The 17353-nt window shown below is 67.0% G+C and carries 14 protein-coding genes; 7 read left to right on the forward strand and 7 right to left on the reverse strand.

The genetic code is table 11. From position 1 onward, the window contains the following. Positions 1-22: 22 nt before the first annotated feature. The 4 genes from VL52_RS16500 to VL52_RS16515 form a co-directional block, all read right to left on the reverse strand. Positions 23-1498, reverse strand: coding sequence for a sensor domain-containing diguanylate cyclase (locus VL52_RS16500; RefSeq protein ID WP_046158057.1), 1476 nt, complete (start codon positions 1496-1498; stop codon positions 23-25). Positions 1499-1563: 65 nt separating this feature from the next. Continuing rightward, entirely contained in the window at positions 1564-2664 is a 1101-nt protein-coding gene (dnaN, locus tag VL52_RS16505) for a DNA polymerase III subunit beta (protein ID WP_046158058.1), read from the reverse strand. Positions 2665-2730: 66 nt separating this feature from the next. Next, complete coding sequence (locus VL52_RS16510; RefSeq protein WP_046158059.1) at positions 2731-3525, reverse strand: MerR family transcriptional regulator; 795 nt, start codon at positions 3523-3525, stop codon at positions 2731-2733. A 99-nt stretch (positions 3526-3624) separates the two neighbouring features. Beyond that, entirely contained in the window at positions 3625-7479 is a 3855-nt protein-coding gene (locus VL52_RS16515) for a DUF3683 domain-containing protein (protein WP_046158060.1), read from the reverse strand. Between the two features lie 320 nt (positions 7480-7799). Here VL52_RS16515 and VL52_RS16520 point away from each other — a divergent pair, with 320 nt between their 5' ends. Genes VL52_RS16520 through VL52_RS16530 form a run of 3 tightly spaced genes read left to right on the forward strand, consistent with a single transcriptional unit; the run spans position 7800 to position 9751 of the window. Then, positions 7800-8396 carry a LemA family protein gene (locus tag VL52_RS16520; RefSeq protein WP_438939063.1) on the forward strand — a complete coding sequence of 199 codons (597 nt, stop codon included), beginning with the start codon at positions 7800-7802 and terminating at the stop codon, positions 8394-8396. 1 nt (position 8397) lies between these two features. Next, complete coding sequence (locus VL52_RS16525; RefSeq protein ID WP_046158062.1) at positions 8398-9246, forward strand: TPM domain-containing protein; 849 nt, start codon at positions 8398-8400, stop codon at positions 9244-9246. Between the two features lies 1 nt (position 9247). After that, on the forward strand, positions 9248-9751 hold the full coding sequence (locus VL52_RS16530) for a TPM domain-containing protein (RefSeq protein WP_046158063.1): 504 nt from the start codon (positions 9248-9250) through the stop codon (positions 9749-9751). Between the two features lie 15 nt (positions 9752-9766). On the opposite strand, the gene pdxA is transcribed toward VL52_RS16530, so the two are convergent. From pdxA to VL52_RS16545, 3 genes are read right to left on the reverse strand one after another with little or no spacing between them, the layout of a single operon-like run. Further along, positions 9767-10753 carry a 4-hydroxythreonine-4-phosphate dehydrogenase PdxA gene (gene pdxA, locus VL52_RS16535; protein ID WP_046158064.1) on the reverse strand — a complete coding sequence of 329 codons (987 nt, stop codon included), beginning with the start codon at positions 10751-10753 and terminating at the stop codon, positions 9767-9769. Beyond that, positions 10753-12042, reverse strand: coding sequence for a peptidylprolyl isomerase (locus tag VL52_RS16540; RefSeq protein ID WP_021477434.1), 1290 nt, complete (start codon positions 12040-12042; stop codon positions 10753-10755). The genes pdxA and VL52_RS16540 overlap by 1 nt, the downstream gene beginning before the upstream one ends. Positions 12043-12054: 12 nt before the next feature. Beyond that, positions 12055-14319: an LPS-assembly protein LptD gene (locus VL52_RS16545; RefSeq protein ID WP_046158065.1), complete on the reverse strand. Its 2265-nt coding sequence runs from the start codon at positions 14317-14319 to the stop codon at positions 12055-12057. 74 nt (positions 14320-14393) lie between these two features. Between VL52_RS16545 and amgK the strand changes: the two genes are divergently transcribed. From amgK to ruvC, 4 genes are read left to right on the forward strand one after another with little or no spacing between them, the layout of a single operon-like run. Further along, positions 14394-15428, forward strand: coding sequence for an N-acetylmuramate/N-acetylglucosamine kinase AmgK (amgK, locus tag VL52_RS16550; protein WP_046158066.1), 1035 nt, complete (start codon positions 14394-14396; stop codon positions 15426-15428). Continuing rightward, positions 15428-16084, forward strand: coding sequence for a hypothetical protein (locus tag VL52_RS23490; protein WP_144410304.1), 657 nt, complete (start codon positions 15428-15430; stop codon positions 16082-16084). The genes amgK and VL52_RS23490 overlap by 1 nt, the downstream gene beginning before the upstream one ends. 11 nt (positions 16085-16095) lie before the next feature. Further along, complete coding sequence (gene murU, locus VL52_RS16560) at positions 16096-16794, forward strand: N-acetylmuramate alpha-1-phosphate uridylyltransferase MurU (protein ID WP_200896040.1); 699 nt, start codon at positions 16096-16098, stop codon at positions 16792-16794. After that, the gene (gene ruvC / locus VL52_RS16565; RefSeq protein WP_046158068.1) at positions 16791-17321 is read left to right on the forward strand and encodes a crossover junction endodeoxyribonuclease RuvC; all 531 of its coding nucleotides are present in this window, start codon (positions 16791-16793) and stop codon (positions 17319-17321) included. Before murU ends, ruvC begins: the two co-directional genes overlap by 4 nt. The last annotated feature ends 32 nt before the right edge of the window (positions 17322-17353 follow it).

The following is a 17353-nucleotide window of genomic DNA, read 5'->3' on the forward strand; positions in this document are numbered from 1 at the left end:
AAGTCCACAGTATAAGCATTTATCATGCGATGGGCTCGTCCAGCGGGTGGTAAGGCTGGGCATGGCAGACGCGGTTGCGGCCGCCTTGCTTGGCGGCGTACAGCGCGAGGTCGGCGCGGGCGACGGCGGCCTCCAGCGTTTCCGGCGGCAGCCATTGGCACAGGCCGATGCTGATGGTCACCGTCAGCCGCTTGCCGGAGGCGCTCATGATGTGATTGGCGACGATGCTGCGCAGGCGCTCGGCCAACGCGTCGTCGTCGCCGTGGCTATGGACCAGCACCACGAACTCCTCGCCGCCCCAGCGTATCAGCAGGTCGCCGCCGCGCAGCTGCGAGCGCAGCAGGTCGGCGATTTCGCGCAGCACCCGATCGCCGATCTGGTGGCCGTGCTTGTCGTTGACCTGCTTGAAGTGGTCGATGTCTATCATCAGCAACTGCGGCTCGGCGCTGGCGCGTTCGCAGGCCCGCAGCCAGCCGGGCAGCAGGTCCAGGAAGGCCAGCCGGTTCAGGCAGCCGGTCAGCGGATCGGTGGTGGCCAGCTGCCGCATCCGCCGCTGGTGGTGCTGCAAGGTGGCCAGCACCGCGATCAGCACCAGCAGCAGGATGGTGCTGTTGATGGCCAGATTGACCTGCAGCGCGGCGTGCAGCGGCTGCAGCGCGCGGGTTTCGTTCTGCTCCACCAGCAGGTGCCAGCCCAGTTCGGGCAGCAGGCGGGTGGTCAGCAGGTAGCGGTTGCCGTCGCGGCTGTACTCCAGCTTGCGCGGCTCGGGGCCGCCGGCCAGGATGGCGTCGGCAAGCTGGGCCAGGCCAGGCAGGTCGCGCAGCTTGCGTTGCCCGGCGCCGGCGCTGTCCAGCACGATGCGGCCGTCGTGGTCGATGAAGTAGATGCGGCGCTGGAAACGCCGCTCGTGCGCGGCCAGCTGCGCGCTCAGCTCGGCCTGGGGCAGGCCGACGCCTATCACGCCCAGCAGCTTGCCCTGGCTGTCGACGATGCGGTGGTTGATGAACAGCGTGGTCTTGCCGCCATTGGTCATGTCCTCGTCCAGCGCGATGTCGTAGGCGCCCTGGGCGTTCTTTAGGCTGCGGAAGTACCAGCGGTCTTCCGGATCGGACGGCGACACGGTTTTCAGCACGCCGCCGGCGTAGTAGTAGCGCCGGCTGCTTTCCGATACCAGGAAGCTGCCGGTGATGCCGTAGCGGCCGTTGATGGCCGCCAGGTAGCGCGCGACGCGATCGGGGCCGCGCTCGCCGTCTTTCAGCCAGTCCTGCAGAAAGGTGTCGTTGGCCATCAGCGACGCCACCGACAAGGGTCGCAGGATACTTTTGTCTATCTCGGAAAAGATGGTGTCGCCGGTCAGCGGCAGGCCTTGTTCGACGATGCCGTGGCGGATGTCCTGGCTGCCCTGTTGATAGTACAGGCCGGCATTGACGATGATGCCGGCCAGCAACAGCAGGGCGACGATGATGGCCAGGCGATAACGAGACAATGGGCCGGACACGGCTACCCTTCCGAATGGCAAAATCGCGGATCGTAATATGAAGATAGGCGTTGCGAGGCCGCGCGTCAGCCACGAAGGGGCATGGCCAGGTACTGGAAGTGCGGATCATCGGGGTTGGTGACCAGCATGCCGCGCTGATCGCCGCCCAGGCCGAAGCGCAGATGCTCGGCCGGCACATGGGTCAGCACGTCCTGCAGGTATTGCAGATTGAAGCTGGCGTCGAGCGGCGGGCCCTGCCAATCGGTCGGCAGCGTTTCCTCCGCCTCCTCGCGGTCGGCGTTGCGGCAGCGCAGCGCCAGCTGGCCGGGGCGGATCGCCAGTTCCAGCTGGCGGAACTTGGCATGCGCCAGCACCGCCACCCGTTGCACCGCTTCCAGCAGCGGCAGGCGCGGCAGCGTCAGCTCGCAGTCGTGGCGCTGCGGCAGCAGGCGCAGATAGTCCGGCGCGCGGGCGTCCAGGAGCTTGCAGCGCAGCAGGGTGTCGCCGATCGCGCAGGCCAGTTGCCGCGCGCCGGGCTCCAGCAGGATGGGAGCGTCCCGATCGCCCAGCAGCTTGGCCAACTCCAGCGCCGCCTTGCGCGGCAGCAGCAGCGTTCTTCCCGGCAGCGGGGCCGGCAGCGGATAGCGCTGGAAAGCCAGCCGCACGCCGTCGGAGGCGATCAGCCGCAACTCGCCGCCGTCCAGTTGCAGCAGCAGGGCGTTGAGGTAGGGGCGGATGTCGTTGTCGGCCAGCGCGTACAGGATCTGGCCCAGCTTGCGTTTCAGCTCGCCCTGCTCGAGCCGCAGCGGGGCGGCGGTGTCGGCATCGGCCTCCAGCAGCGGGAAGTCGTCGGCCGGCAGCGCCTGCAGCAGGAAGCGGCTGCCGGCGGCCAGCAACAGCAGCTGGCTGCCATGGCGCTTCAACTGCAGCTCGCAGCCGGCGGGCAGCGCGCGCAGGATGTCCAGCAGCTTGCGCGCCGGCAGGCATAAGCGGAACGGCGTATCGGTCGGGACGGCCCGGCGGCTTTGCAGCTGGATTTCCAGATCGCTGGCGGTCAGCGCCAGGTTTTCGCCGTCGGCTTCCAGCAGCGCGTGCGACAGGATGGGCAGCGCGTGGCGGCGCGGCGCCACGCCGCAGACGATGGAAAGCGGCGCGAGCAGGGTGTCGCGGTCGGTGCGAAGCAGCATGGCCGGGTTCTCCAGAGTGGCGGACCCGGCAATTTATCACATCGTGCTATGCGAATGGATTATTCGTCAGCGAATCGGGATGTACAGCTCGGTCAGCGAGTCCGGGTGGCTGGGCGCGATGAAGCGCTGGTCCATGTATTCGAATTCGATGCCGTCCATCGCTTCCAGGCCGGCCGCCGGCAGCCAGCTGCCGTGGATGGCGCGGAAGGTGGCGGACAGGCCGTCCACCGGGCCGACGTGGCGGAAGCGGGCGTAGCGCTGGGCGGGAACATCGACCGCCGCCATGCCGTCCGGCACCGGCGCGTCCGCCGCTGCCTGCAAGGCGGCGAGATAGCGCCAGCCGCCGTCTGGCAAAGGCTGGCACAGGCCGTAGCTGCTGCCGGGGCGGGCGTCGGCTATCTCGTGCTCGCGTTCGAGGAAACGCTGCCACATGGCCGGGATGTCGCCCTCGTCCTGGGGACTCCAGGCGAGGCCGATGACGCGGAAGGCGGGCAGGTTGACGATGTCGGGCGTTTGCATGACGGTCTGGCTCCATTCGGGTTGGTCGAGTCGGCGCTCGATGCGCGCGATCCGCTCGCGCCGCGTTTCGATCTCATCCCGCAGCCGCGCCGCATGCTCGCGCAGCGCGCGGCGCAGGGCCGCGTCGTCGGCGGGCAGCAGCCTGGCGATTTCGTCCAGCGGCAGGCCCAGCTCGCGCAGCATGACGACGCGGCCCAACTCCGCCACCTGCGCCGGCAGGTAGTAGCGGTAGCCGTTGCCGCGGCCGGTCAGCGCCGGGCGGAACAAGCCGATGCTGTCGTAGTGGCGCAGCGTCTTGGTGCTGAGGCCGTAGCAGCGAGCCAGTTGTCCGATGGTGAGCATGAGTCGAAACGTGTGGTGGCGGATGGAGCCAGTGTGGACCTTGCCGCAAGGGCAAGGTCAAGCCCCGGCCTTTCCTGGGGGGAAGGGCCGGGGACGGAGTTACAACAGCACCCTTTCGATGCCGCCGTCGCGGGCGCGGGCCACGTATTCCGGCAGCCAGTTCTCGCCCAGTAGGTGGCGGGCGATCTCCACCACGATGTAGTCGGCTTCGGTGCCGGTGTCGTCGTTGTAGCGCGACAGGCCCTGCAGGCAGGACGGGCAGGAGGTGAGGATCTTCACCGGCCTGGCCTGCGGCTGGCCGCCGGTCAGCGCCTGCAGATTGCCGCGGATTTCCTCCTCCTTGCGCGCGCGCACCTGAGTGGCGATGTCCGGCCGGCTGGCGGCGAAAGTGCCTGCCTCGCCGCAGCAGCGGTCGGACAGCGGCACGCCGCCGCCCATCAGCTCGTTGACCACCTTCAGCGGCTGGTGGGTTTTCATCGGCGTGTGGCAGGGATCGTGATAGAGATACTGCTGGCCCTGGATGCCGTCCAGCTTGACGCCCTTTTCCATCAGGTACTCATGGATGTCGATCACGCGGCAGCCGGGGAAGATGTCCTCGAAGCGGTAGTGGGCCAGTTGGTCGAAGCAGGTGCCGCAGCTGACCACCACGGTCTTGATATCCAGGTAGTTCAAGGTATTGGCGACGCGGTGGAACAGCACGCGATTCTCGGTGGTGATGGCGTCGCCCTTGTCCTGGTAGCCGGCGCTGGTCTGCGGGTAGCCGCAGCACAGGTAGCCCGGCGGCAGCACCGTCTGCGCGCCGACATGCCACAGCATCGCCTGGGTGGCGAGGCCCACCTGGCTGAACAGCCGCTCCGAGCCGCAGCCGGGGAAGTAGAACACCGCCTCGGCGTCTTCCGCTGCCTTGGGGTTGCGGATGACCGGCACGATGTGCGGATCTTCCACGTCCAGCAGCGCGCGCGCGGTCTTTTTCGGCAGCCCGCCCGGCATCGGCCGGTTGATGAAGTGGATCACCTGCTGTTTCACCGGCGCCGGGCCGACGGTGGCCGGCGGCTGTTTCTTCTGGCCGCCGATCAGGCCCAGCCGCTTGCCGACCTGGTTGCCCAGGCGCTGCGCCTTGTAGCCGACGCCGACCAGGCCGGCGCGTATGGTCTTGATCGTCGCCGGGTCCTTGGCGGTGAGGAAAGCCATGCCCAGCGCGGTGCCGGGGTTGAATTTCTTCTGGCCGGCCTTGCGCAGGAAATTGCGCATCGCCACCGACACGTCGCCGAAATCGATCTTCACCGGGCAGGGTTTGACGCAGCGGTGGCAGACCGTGCAGTGGTCGGCCACGTCGGACAGCTCTTCGAAATGCTTGAGGCTGACGCCGCGGCGGGTCTGCTCCTCGTACAGGAAGGCCTCGGTCAGCAGGCCGACGCCGAGAATCTTGTTGCGCGGGCTGTACAGCAGGTTGGCGCGCGGCACATGGGTGGAGCACACCGGCTTGCACTTGCCGCAGCGCAGGCAGTCCTTGATCGAGTCGTTGATCGCGCCGATGTCGGACTGCTCCAGGATCAGCGATTCCGCGCCCAGCAGCGAGAATGACGGCGTGTAGGCCAGGCGCAGGTCGGCGCCGGGCAGCAGCTTGCCGCGGTTGAAGTGGCCGTTGGGGTCCACCAGCTCCTTGTAGACGCGGAACGGGCCGATCTCGTCGTCGCTGAGGAATTCCAGCTTGGTGATGCCGATGCCGTGCTCGCCGGAAATCACGCCGCCCAGCCGCCGCGCCAGCGCCATGATGCGCTCCACCGCGTGGTGGGCGGTCTGCAGCATCCGGTAGTTGTCGGAGTTGACGGGCAGGTTGGTGTGCACGTTGCCGTCGCCGGCGTGCATGTGCAGCGCGACGAACACCCGGCCGCGCAGCACGTGCTTCTGCAGCTCGCGGATGGCGGCGCGGATGCCGGCGGCGGCGTTGCCGGAGAAGATCTGCTCCAGTTCGGCCAGCACCTCGCGCTTCCAGCTGACGCGCAGCGCGAAGTCGCGCAGCGCGTGGAACACGGTGTCCGGCCGCGCGGCGGCGTCTTCCAGCGGCGCGCCCGGCCAGCGGGCCGCGTACTCGTGGAAGTGCGCGTCCATGTGGTCGAGCAGCCACTGCCAGCGGTCGCGGTGCACCGCCAACAGCGACAGCGCGGCGGCGCGCCGGTCGCCGATCAGCTCTTCCGACGGCAGGTTGGTGTCCATCTTGTCCACCGGCAGCCGGCCGTGGAAGTACTCGGTCAGCGTATCCAGCAGTTCGATCTTGTTGGCGATCGACAGCTCGATGTTGATGCGCTCGATGCCGTCGCTGTAGTCGCCCAGGCGCGGAAGCGGGATCACCACGTCCTCGTTGATCTTGAACGCGTTGGTGTGCTTGGCGATGGCCGCGGTGCGGCTGCGGTCCAGCCAGAAGGTCTTGCGCGCCTCCGGCGTCACCGCGATGAAACCCTCGCCATGGCGGGCGTTGGCGATGCGCACCACCTGACTGGCGGCCTCGGCGGCGGCGTTCTCGTCGTCGGAGACGATGTCGGCGATCAGCACCATCTTGGGCCGGCCCTTGCTCTTGGCTTTGGTGGCGTAGCCGACCGCGCGCACGTAGCGCCAGTCCAGGTGCTCCAGGCCGGCCAGCTGCACGCCGGCGGCCAGACAGGCGCCGCCCGGCTTGAACAGGTCGGTGATCTCGACGATGGCCGGCGTGGCCTCGGCCACGGTGCCGAAGAACTCCAGGCAGACGGTGCGGGTATGGCCCGGCATCCGGTGCAGCACGAAGCGGGCGCTGGTGATGATGCCGTCGCAGCCTTCCTTCTGCACGCCGGGCAGGCCGGCCAGGAATTTGTCGGTGACGTCCTTGCCCAGGCCCACCTTGCGGAAGGCGCTGCCGGGAATGACCAGCTCGCGGCTTTCCTCCACGGTCTTGCCGTCGTCGGCCAGCCGCGACACGCAAAAGCGCGCCTCGGCCACGTCGTGGATCTTGCCGTAGTTGTGGCCGATGCGCTCCACCAGCTGCCAGCGGCCGTCCGGGTCCACCATCTTCCAGCTGGCCAGGTTGTCCAGCGTGGTGCCCCACAGCACGGCTTTCTTGCCGCCGGCGTTCATCGCGATATTGCCGCCGATACAGGAGGCCTCGGCCGAGGTCGGGTCCACCGCGAACACCAGTCCGGCGGCGTAGGCGGCTTCGGAGACGCGGGCGGTGACTACGCCGGCGCCGCAATGGATGGTGGCGCGCTTGCCGTCCAGCCCAGGCAGCTCGATGTGCTCCACGCCTAGATGGCGGTCCAGCTTCTCGGTGTTGATCACCGCGCTCATCCGGTCCAGCGGCACCGCGCCGCCGGTGTAGCCGGTGCCGCCGCCGCGCGGGATGATGGTGAGCCCGAGTTCGATGCAGGCGCGCACCAGCGGCGCCATCTCGGCCTCGCTGTCCGGGCTCAGCACCACGAACGGGTATTCGACGCGCCAGTCGGTGGCATCGGTGACGTGGGCGACGCGAGACAGGCCGTCGAACTGGATATTGTCGCGGCGGGTCAGCCGGGTCAGCTTCTTCAGTACCCGGGCGCGCAGCTCGCGGGTTTCGTCGAACTGGCGGGCGAATTCGTCCACCGCCTCGCGGGCGGCGGCGATCATCCGCTGCACCTTGTCGTTGCCGTCGCGGCGTTTCTCGATCTCGGTCAAGCGGTGGCGCATCGCCTCCACCAGCGCGGCCAGCCGCTTGGGGTTGTCCAGCAGGTCGTCCACCAGGTAAGGATTGCGGTCCACCACCCAGATGTCGCCCAGCACCTCGAACAGCATCCGCGCGGAGCGGCCGGTCTTGCGCGCGCCGCGCAATTCGTCCAGCAATTGCCACATCGGCTCGCCCAGCAGGCGGATCACGATTTCGCGGTCGGAATACGAGGTGTAGTTGTACGGGATCTCCCGCAGGCGTTGTTCGCTGGTGATGGCTGTCATTTGTCCGCAAGCTGGGTCTTATTAGAGGAATGCCTGTCAGTGTATCCCAATTGCTGCGCTGCGAAAAATACGAGTTGAATAGGGTTTTTTCCTCTTTAGATCAAGATATTGCCGGTTTGCATGAGCCATATTCATGGGGAGCGAATAGAATATTTTATTTAATGGGGATGGCGCGGCCTGCCGCTATTCGTGTCATTTTGTGCTATGGATTTCCATGTCCATGAGTTTTTCGATTTCCGGCGCGCCGGCGTTTTTCGGTAAGCTATCGGTTTTGAACGCTTCCTCGCGGGGCGTTTCGCACTATCGAGAGGATGACGATCATGTGGAAGAAACTATTGCTGGTCTTCGCGCTGGCGGCCACGCTGAGCGGCTGCGGCTACAACGCGATGCAGTCCCGGGACGAGGCGGCCAACGCCGCCTGGTCCGAAGTGCTGAACCAGTATCAGCGCCGCGCCGACCTGATTCCCAATCTGGTGAAGACGGTGCAGGGCTACGCCAAACACGAGAAGGACGTGCTGACCCAGGTGACCGAGGCGCGCGCCCGCGTCGGCAGCATCCAGATGGACGCGGCGGCGGCCACCGACGAGAACAAGCTCAAGCAGTTCTCCGCCGCGCAGAGCCAGCTGGGCTCGGCCTTGTCCCGCCTGCTGGTGGTGTCGGAAAACTATCCGCAGCTGAAGGCCGACCAGTCGTTCCGCGATCTGCAGGCGCAGCTGGAAGGCACCGAGAACCGCATCGCGCTGGCGCGCAAACGCTATATCGATTCGGTGCAGGCCTATAACGTCACCGTGCGCAGCTTCCCCAACAACCTGACCGCGATGATGTTCAGCCTGAAGACCCGCCCCAACTTCACCGTGGAGAACGAGAAGGCGATCTCCGCGCCGCCGCAGGTGAACTTCGACCAGCAAGGCAAGTGAAATGAGCCGCGCATGGGCCTGGCTGTGGCTCGCGCTGTGCCTGCTGGCGGGCGTCGCGCGGGCCGAGCTGGCGGTGCCGCCGCCGACCTCGCCGGTGATCGACCAGGCGTCCTTCCTGACCGACGCCGAGCGCGGCGAGCTGGAGAAGCAGCTGCTGGATTTCCATCAGCGCAAGGGCAGCCAGCTGGCGGTGCTGATCGTGCCGGCAGTCGACCCGGAAACGCCGTTTGATTACGGCACCCGGGTGATGGATAGCTGGAAGCTGGGGCGCAAGGGCGTGGACGACGGCGCGCTGCTGCTGATCGTCGCCGATTCGCACCAGACCCAGTTGCTGGTCGGGCGCGGGCTGGAGGGCGCGATACCGGACATCTACGCCAAGCGCATCCTGCAGGACACCTTGCGGCCGCTGTTCAAGCAGGGCCTGCGTTTCCAGGGCCTCCAGGCGGCGACGGCGCAGATCGAGGGCCTGATAGACGGCGAGAAGCTGCCTGAGCCGGCCAGGCCAGCCGCGCAGGGCGGCGGCTGGGGCGAAAGCTGGCCGTTGCTGGCCTTTTTCCTGCTGATAGGCTCCGGCGTGGCCGGCAAGCTGTTCGGCCGGCTGGTGGGCAGCTTCATCATCGGCTGTCTCAGCATCGGCCTGTCGGTGGTGCTGGGCGCCGGCGTGATGATGGCCTTGCTGATCGGCGCGGTGGCCGCCGGCCTGTGCCTGGTTCTGGGCGAGCATGGCCTGTCGCTGGCCAGCTGGGGCAATTGGGGCGGCGGAGGCGGGGGAGGCCCCGGCTCCGGCGGCAGCGGATGGTCGGGCGGCGGCGGGGATTTCGGCGGCGGCGGCGCTTCGGGAGATTGGTGAAATGAATCGATGGCAACGCGCATGGCGCCACCTGTGCAGCACCGGCTGGCAGGCGCGGCGGCAATTTCCGGCCGCTCAGCTGACGCGCCTGGAGCGGCGGATCGCCGAGTCGGAGCGGGCGCACCGCGGGCAATTGCGCTTCGTGGTGGAATCGGCGCTTGACTGGCGCGCCGCCTGGCGCGGCATGAGCGCGCGCCAGCGGGCGCTGCAATGGTTCGGCGAGCTGAGAGTGTGGGATACCGAAGAGAACACCGGCGTGCTGGTGTACCTGTTGCTGGCCGAGCGGCGGATAGAAATCGTCGCCGATCGGGGCATCAACCGCCGGGTGGCGGCCGGCGAGTGGGCCGATATCTGCGCCGAGATGCAGCGGGCCTTCGCCGCCCGCGACCACGTGGCGGGGCTGGAGCTGGGGCTGAGCCGCATCCACGAGGTGCTGCTGAAGCACGCGCCGCGGGACGGCGAGTCCTTCGTCAACGAGCTGCCGGACCAGGTGGTGGTGCGCTGAGCGGCGAGACGGAGGTCAGCGGCGCGACGAGCGCTGCGCCAGTTGCTCCGCCAGCCGCACCGCCTCGACCAGGCTGCCCGGATCGGCGCGGCCGGCTGCGGCCAGGTCCAGCGCGGTGCCGTGATCGACCGAAGTGCGGATGATCGGCAGGCCCAGCGTGATGTTGACGCCGGCGCCGAAGCTGGCGTGTTTCAACACCGGCAGGCCCTGGTCGTGGTACATCGCCAGCACCGCGTCGGCTTGCGCCAGCTTGTCGGGATTGAACAGCGTGTCGGCCGGCAGCGGGCCGATCAGATTGATGCCTTCGGCGCGCAGCGCGTCCAGCGCCGGCTCGATGACGTCGATTTCCTCGCGGCCCATGTGGCCGCTCTCGCCGGCATGCGGGTTGAGGCCGGCCACCAGGATGCGCGGCGCGGCGATGCCGAACTTGCCGGCCAGGTCGGCGTGCAGGATGCGGACCACCTCGAACAGCAGCGGCGCGGTGATCGCGTCGGCGACCTCGCGCAAGGGCAGATGGGTGGTGGCCAGCGCGACGCGCATGCCGCCGCCGGCCAGCATCATCACCACTTTGTTGGTGCCGGTGCGCTCGGCCAGGTATTCGGTGTGACCGGTGAACGGCACGCCGGCGTCGTTGATGACGCCCTTGTGCACCGGCGCGGTCACCATCGCGGCGAATTCGCCGGACACGCAGCCGTCTATCGCCGCGTCCAGCGTGGCGAGCACGTAGCGGCCGTTGGCCGGATTCAGCCGGCCGGCTTCGGCCGGCTCGGCCAGCGGCACGTGCAGCACCTCCAGCGCGCCGGCGGGCGCTGGTTGGCCGGGGCGATAGTCGGCCAGTTCCACATCCAGGCCCAGCGCCGCGGCGCGCCAGGCCAGCAGGCCGCGGTCGGCGATCGCCACGCAGCGGGTTTCCGGCGCCAGCTCGGGCAGCCGCAAAACCAGGTCGGGACCGATGCCGGCCGGCTCGCCGGCGGTGACGGCCAGAACGGGCCGGCTAGCCATCACTTCTCGTCCAGATGTTCTTCGACGAAGGCGGAGTCGCGCAGCTGGCGCACCCAGTCGGTGTAGGCCTGTTCCATCTTGCGCGAGCGGATCTGCTGCTTGACCGCCATCTTCTCGTGGTCGCTGGACACGTCCTGGTTGCGTTTGCCTTCCACCAGGATCAGGTGCCAGCCGAACGGCGTGCGCACCGGCTGCGACACCTGGCCGATCGGTTGCGACACCATCACCTTCTCGAATTCCGGCACCAGGTCGCCCAGGTTCACCCAGCCCAGGTCGCCGCCCTTGGCGTTGCTGCCGTCTTCCGAGTACAGCTTGGCCATGTCGGCGAACTTGGCGCCGCGCATGATGCGGTCGCGCACCTGGTCGATGCGGGCCTTGGCGTCGGCTTCGGACACCGCCTCGTTGGTGCGGATCAGGATGTGGCGCGGGTGGTACTGCTCCACCATCATCGGCGCGCCGCCGCTGCGTTTGTCCACCAGCTTGAAGATGAAGAAGCCTTGCTGGGTGCGGATCACGTCGGTGTCGGCGCCGACTTTCAGTTGCTCCAGCAATTGGACGAACTCTTGCGGCAGCGAGGTGGCGCTGCGCCAGCCCATGTCGCCGCCCTTCAGCGCGTTGGGCGCGTCGGAGTAGGCGGCGGACACCTTGGCGAACGGTTGGCCGGCGGCGAGGTCGGCCTGGGCCTTGTGCACCTTCTGTGACAGCAGGTCGATCTGCTTGGCGTCGGCGCGTTCCGGCACTGCGACCAGGATGCTGGCCAGGTGGTATTCGGTGCGGTTGGCGCTCTGCGCGCTCTTCAGCGCCTGATCCACTTCGTTGTCGCTGACGTTGACGCGCGATGCCACTTCGCTGTCGCGCAGGCGGGAGATGGTCAGTTCGCGGCGGATGTCGCCGCGCAGGCGATCCATCGTGATGCCGTCCTTGGCCAGCTGGGCTTTCAGGCCGGCTTCGTTCAGCTTGTTTTGCTTGGCGAGGTTGGCCACGGCCTGATCGACCGCGGCGTCTTCGATGCGCAGGCCGCCGCTGGCCGCGTATTGCAGCTGCACTTCCTCGGTGATCATCTGTTCCAGCACCTGGCGCTCCAGCACCTCGCGCGGCGGCGGGGCCACCTTTTGCGATTCCAGCTGCTTGATCGCTTCGTCCACGCGCGCCTGCAGCTCTTGCCAGGTGATCACGTTCTTGTTGACCACGGCGACGATGCGATCCACTTCTCGTACCGGGGTGGCGGGGGCCGCCAGCGCGCTTTGCATGACGCTGGCGATCAACAGGGCAAGCAGGGTCTTTTTCATGGTCAGGCTTTGTTACTCGTTAATCTTGGTGTAGCCGGGTACGGCCAGACGCAGCGTGTCCTGCACGCCGTTGTTGCCCAAGGCGCCGAGGCCCTTGAGTTCCAGCTGGAAGAACCACGCGTTCTTGGTTGTGGTTGGGTCGGATATGTAGCGTTGGCTGTACATCCGCAGCGACCAGCAGCCATCGTTGTACTCGAAGCCGGCCAGCCGCTCAATAGGCTTGCGTTCGATCAGGGAGTAATTGTAACGGCCGATCGCGTACCAGCGGCGGGCGATGGGCCATTGCGCGGCGACGTCCACCTGGCGCAGCGGGCCGGTGACCGATGCGTTGTCTAGTAGCTGCTCGTTGCGGCCATAGCGGTAGCGCACGCTGGCGATTTTGCCTGCGGCCGGGTTGTAGCGCAGTTGGGCATTGTAGCGTTCGGTTAGGCCCAGTTGCTGGTTGTATTGATAGCTGCTGTCGAAGCGCCATTCGCGGGTCAGATCGCCGCCGGCCGACAGCAACAGGTCGGAGCTGGGCTGGTTGACGGTCTGGGTGACATCGTCTTTCAGATAAAAACGCTTGCCCACCGCCAGGCGCAAGCGTTCCAGACCGTTGGTCTGGTCGATGAAGCGGCTGGTCAGCGCGGTGGTGATCTGGTTGGCGCCGTTGATGCGGTCGTAGCCGGAGAAACGGTTTTCGGTGAACAGCTGCGCGAAATTGATATCGTTGAGCGATGTGTCGAACTGCGGCAGCGAGAGCTGGTCCTTGTTGTTGGGAATGTTGACGTAGAACAGCCGGGGTTCCAGCGTCATCAGGTGGTCCCGTCCCAGGAACTGGGTGTCGCGGTCGAAATACAGGCCGGCGTCGGTGCTGAAGATCGGCAGCGTGCGGGTCTGGACATTGCTTGGGTTGCCCTGGAAGGCGTCCAGATTGTAGTGGGTGTAGTTGACGCCAAGTTTAGGCCGCAGAAAGCCCCAGCTGCGGTCGAAGTTCCAGCTGACGCTGGGGTAGAGCACCAAGCGTTCGCCGTTCTGCAGCGAGGGATGGTCGAAGCGGGTCAGGTCCGAGATCAGGCTGGCCGAGAAGCCGGCCGGCAGGCTCTGGTTCGCGTTGAACGTCAGCTGCGGCATCTTGGCGTAGGGGATGTCGCCGGGGCCCGGGTTGATGGTCAGGTTCTGGTAGCGCTGGGCGCGCAGGGTGACGTTGCCGCTGCCGCTCTGCCAGCCGAGCGCGTAGTTCAGCCAGGCTTCGCGGTTCAGGTTGACGTTGGAGGCGATGGCCACCTGGTCGCCGAAATCGGTGAAGTAGTTGTTGTCCGATACCTGGTTGAAATCCATGCCGAAGGTCAGCCCATGGCCAAAGTTCTGGCTATGGATGGCGCTCCAGGCGTAGCGGGACTGGTCGGTCAGCTTGTCTTTGGGCAGCTGCTCGGTATAAATGCGGCCGCTGTAGTCGGGCTGCAGGTAACGGAATTCGCCCGCCAGCATGTTGCCGTGCTTGACGTTGATGTGCGGCGTGATGGTGGCGTCGTAATTGGGCGCGATGTTCCAGTAGTAGGGCAGCGAGAATTCCGTGCCCGAGCTGCCGGTCTTGAAGGTCGGCATCAGGAAGCCGGACTTGCGGTTGCTGTTGAGCGGGAAGTCCAGCCACGGCGAATACAGGATGGGCACGCCGTAGAACTGCATCCAGGCGTTGTGCGCGACGCCGACGCCGGCGTTGTAGTCGAGGTCGGTGCGCGACGACTTCAGATACCAGGCCTCGTCGCCGGGATCGCAGGTGGTCATCCGGCTGCCGTAGACCCGATATTGGTTCTGGCCCTGGAAGTCCACCTGGCTACCGTCGCCGCGCAGGGTGACTGGCTTGGCGGGCTGCGCGCCGGGCGCCGGCTTGGCCGCGGTCTGGTTCTGCCGGGCCATGGAAAACACGGGGTCCATGCCGGTGCCGCTGTAGGTGTCGACGTTGTAGTCCAGCGTGGTGCCGGTGATCACGTCGCCGCCGCGAGTCATGCGGAAGCGGTCGCCGGCTTTCACCCTGCTCTTGTTCTGGTAGTAGTCCAGCCAATCGGACTCCACCTTCTGGTCATCCCGGGTCACCACCACATTGCCCTTGGCGTGGAGGATCACGTTCATTTCGCCGTCCAGATCGTCGGCGTGGACCACGGTCTGGCCCGGCTCCTTGGGCGGGGCGGGTACGGCTATCGGCGGCTCTTCGTCATCTGCGAAAGCGGCGGGGGCGTTCAGGGCAAAGGCGGCGGCCAGGGCCAGCGCCAGCGGAGTCAGTTTTTGTCTGTGCATGCACAAAGCCATATCGTGGGGGGCAGTGGGCGGTATAAAATCGTCCAATTCTATCAGCACCACGATAAAGCGACATGCAAAGACAGGAACAGCTCAAGAAATGGCTGGCGCAACAGTATCCCGGCGACGAAATCCAGCTTGAATTCGCCGCGGCCGACGCCGACTTCCGCCGCTATTTCCGTGCAATCTGGCCCGATGGCGCAAGCCGCATCGTGATGGACGCGCCGCCGGAGCACATCGGCACCGACGCCTACATCAAGGTGCGAGACATCTTCTCCATGGTGAAAGTGCCCGAGATTTACCTGCGCGACCGCGAACAGGGCTTCATCGTGATGGAGGATCTGGGCAAGGTCACCTACCTGGCCGCGCTGCAGCACGACGAGCGCGCTCTGGTGCACCGCCATCTGCTGCTGGAGGCGCTGGACACCCTGGTGGAGATCCAGAAGGGCAGCCAGCCGGATGTGTTGCCGGAATACGACGAAGCGCTGCTGACCCGCGAGCTGAACCTGTTCCCGGAATGGTTCTGCGCCAAGGAATTGGGCAAGCCTTTGAATTTCAAGCAGCGCCAGCTGTGGGACGCCGGCGTCAAGGCCTTGCTGCCGGCGCTGCTGGCCCAGTCCAAGGTCTTCGTCCACCGCGACTTCATCGTCCGCAACCTGATGCTGACCCCTGGCGCGCCCGGCGTGCTGGATTTCCAGGACGCGGTTTACGGCCCGGTCAGCTATGACGCGGTATCGCTGCTGCGCGACGCCTTCATCGAGTGGGAAGAGGAGTTCGTGCTGGATCTGGCGATCCGCTACTGGGAGAAGGCGCGCGCCGCCGGCCTGCCGGTGCCGGAGGCCTTCGACGACTTCTACCGCGCCTTCGAGTGGATGGGCGTGCAGCGCCATCTGAAAGTGGCCGGCATCTTCGCCCGCCTGCACCACCGCGACGGCAAGGACAAGTACCGCGCCGAGATTCCGCGCTTCATCAAGTACCTGAAGCGAACCACCCGCCGCTATGTCGAGCTGGCGCCGTTCTACCACTTGCTGGTGGACCTGGTGGGCCGCGACGAGACTGACGAGGAACTGCAGTCCAGCTACCCGGTGCTGGGCGTCAAGGGCCAATGATGCGCTGGCCGTTGCTTTTATTGCTGCTGCCGTTGGCGGCCGGCGCCGCCGATCTCAAGCAGCGGCAGTGCTTCCCGGCACAGGAGCTGCGCGTGTGCCTGTGGCAGGATGCCAGGCTGGCCGCGCGGCAGGACGGCGGTTTCGGCGGCGGCAGCGAGGGCGATGGCTGGAAGCCGGCTCTGGCGCAGTCCGAGTTGCGAATCTACGACAGTCAGGGTGGCCAGTTGTCACGCCTGCGGGTCGGGCGCGTGTCGAAGCTGGAACGCACCCGGCTCAGCGACGGCGGCAAGCCTGTGTTCCTGCTTGAGGAAGACCGCTCGGCCGGTTTCGGCTCCTATTCCGGGGTCGAGGCGCGGCCGTTCACCGTCGGCGCGCGCGGCATCCGCTTCGCCCAGCCCGAGGGGCGGGATCCGGCCAAGCCGTTCGCGATGGCGAACGCGTTGAAGAGCGGCTGGAAAGAGGCGCCGAACGGTTTCCTGTTGGCGTCGTGCGCGCCGGATTTCCCGGCCAAGGGCGAGTGGGACGGCGAAACCTTCCGCGTCAGCTATCGCCGCTTGAAGTTGCAGGATGGCCAATGGAGGCTGACCGAGCGCAGCGAGCGCGGCTTCTGGGAGAACGAAGGCGATTTCCCGGCCGAGAGGCTGTTCCCGAAATGAACGAGAAGAATATGAAGGCAATGATACTGGCGGCCGGCCGCGGCGAGCGGATGCGGCCGTTGACCGACCATACGCCCAAGCCCTTGCTGGTCGCCGGCGGCAAGCCGCTGATCCAGTGGCACATCGAGCGCCTGGTCCGCGCCGGGGTCACCGAGCTGGTGATCAACCATGCCTGGCTGGGCGAGCGGATAGAGGAGGCGCTGGGCGACGGCAGCCGCTTCGGCGCGTCCATCGCCTATTCGCCGGAGGGCCAGGCGCTGGAAACCGCCGGCGGCATCGCCACCGCCTTGCCGCTGCTCGGCGACGCGCCTTTCCTGGTGCTGAACGGCGACGTGCTGGCGGATTTTCCGGTCGAACGGCTGATCGAGGCGGCAGCCAGGCTGGACGGCGACGCCGCGCAGGCCCACCTGGCGCTGACGCCCAAGGCCGGCTACCCAACCGGCCGCGACCTGACGCTGCGCGCCGACGGCCGTGTGGCCGCCTGCGGGGACGGCGACACGCCGTATACCTTCTGCGGCCTGGCCGCCTACCATCCGGCCTTCTTCCGCGAGGTGAAGCCCGGCGCGGCCAGCCCCTTGTTGCCGTGGCTGTTGGCGGCTATGGAGCAGGGGCGGGTTCGCGGAGAAGTGCAGCAGGGGGTGTGGCTGGACGTCGGCACGCCGGAGCGGCTGGCCGAGGCCGACCGCATCGCCTCCGGCTGGACGGCATGAGCCGGCGCATTCTCGGCATCGATCCCGGCAGCCGCATCTGCGGCTTCGGCGTCATCGACGTGCTGGGCAACCAGCGCCATTACGTCGCCTCTGGAGCCATCCGCACGCCGCAGGGCGCCAGCCTGGCTGAGCGGGTCAAGGTGATCGTGAACGGAATACATCAAGTCATCGATACCTACCAGCCGACCGAGGCGGCGCTCGAGCAAGTGTTCGTCAACGTCAACCCGGCCGCCACGCTGATGCTGGGCCAGGCGCGCGGCGCCTGCATGACGGCGCTGGTGTTGAAGGACCTGCCGGTGGCCGAGTATACCGCGCTGCAGGTCAAGCAATCGGTGGTCGGCCAGGGCAAGGCGCCGAAGGAGCAGGTGCAGTACATGGTGGTGCGCATGCTCAATCTGTCCGGCACGCCGCAGGCCGACGCCGCCGACGCGCTGGCGGTGGCGCTGACCCACGCGAATCACAGCGGCGGCGCCATCGGCAAGCTGGCGAAAAGCGGGCTGAAGGTGAGAGGCGGCCGGCTGGTGTAGGCAAGATCCGGCGGCCCCGCCGGTTGCCTATC

The sequence above is a fragment of the Chromobacterium vaccinii genome (assembly GCF_000971335.1).
Taxonomy (GTDB): Bacteria; Pseudomonadota; Gammaproteobacteria; order Burkholderiales; family Chromobacteriaceae; genus Chromobacterium; species Chromobacterium vaccinii.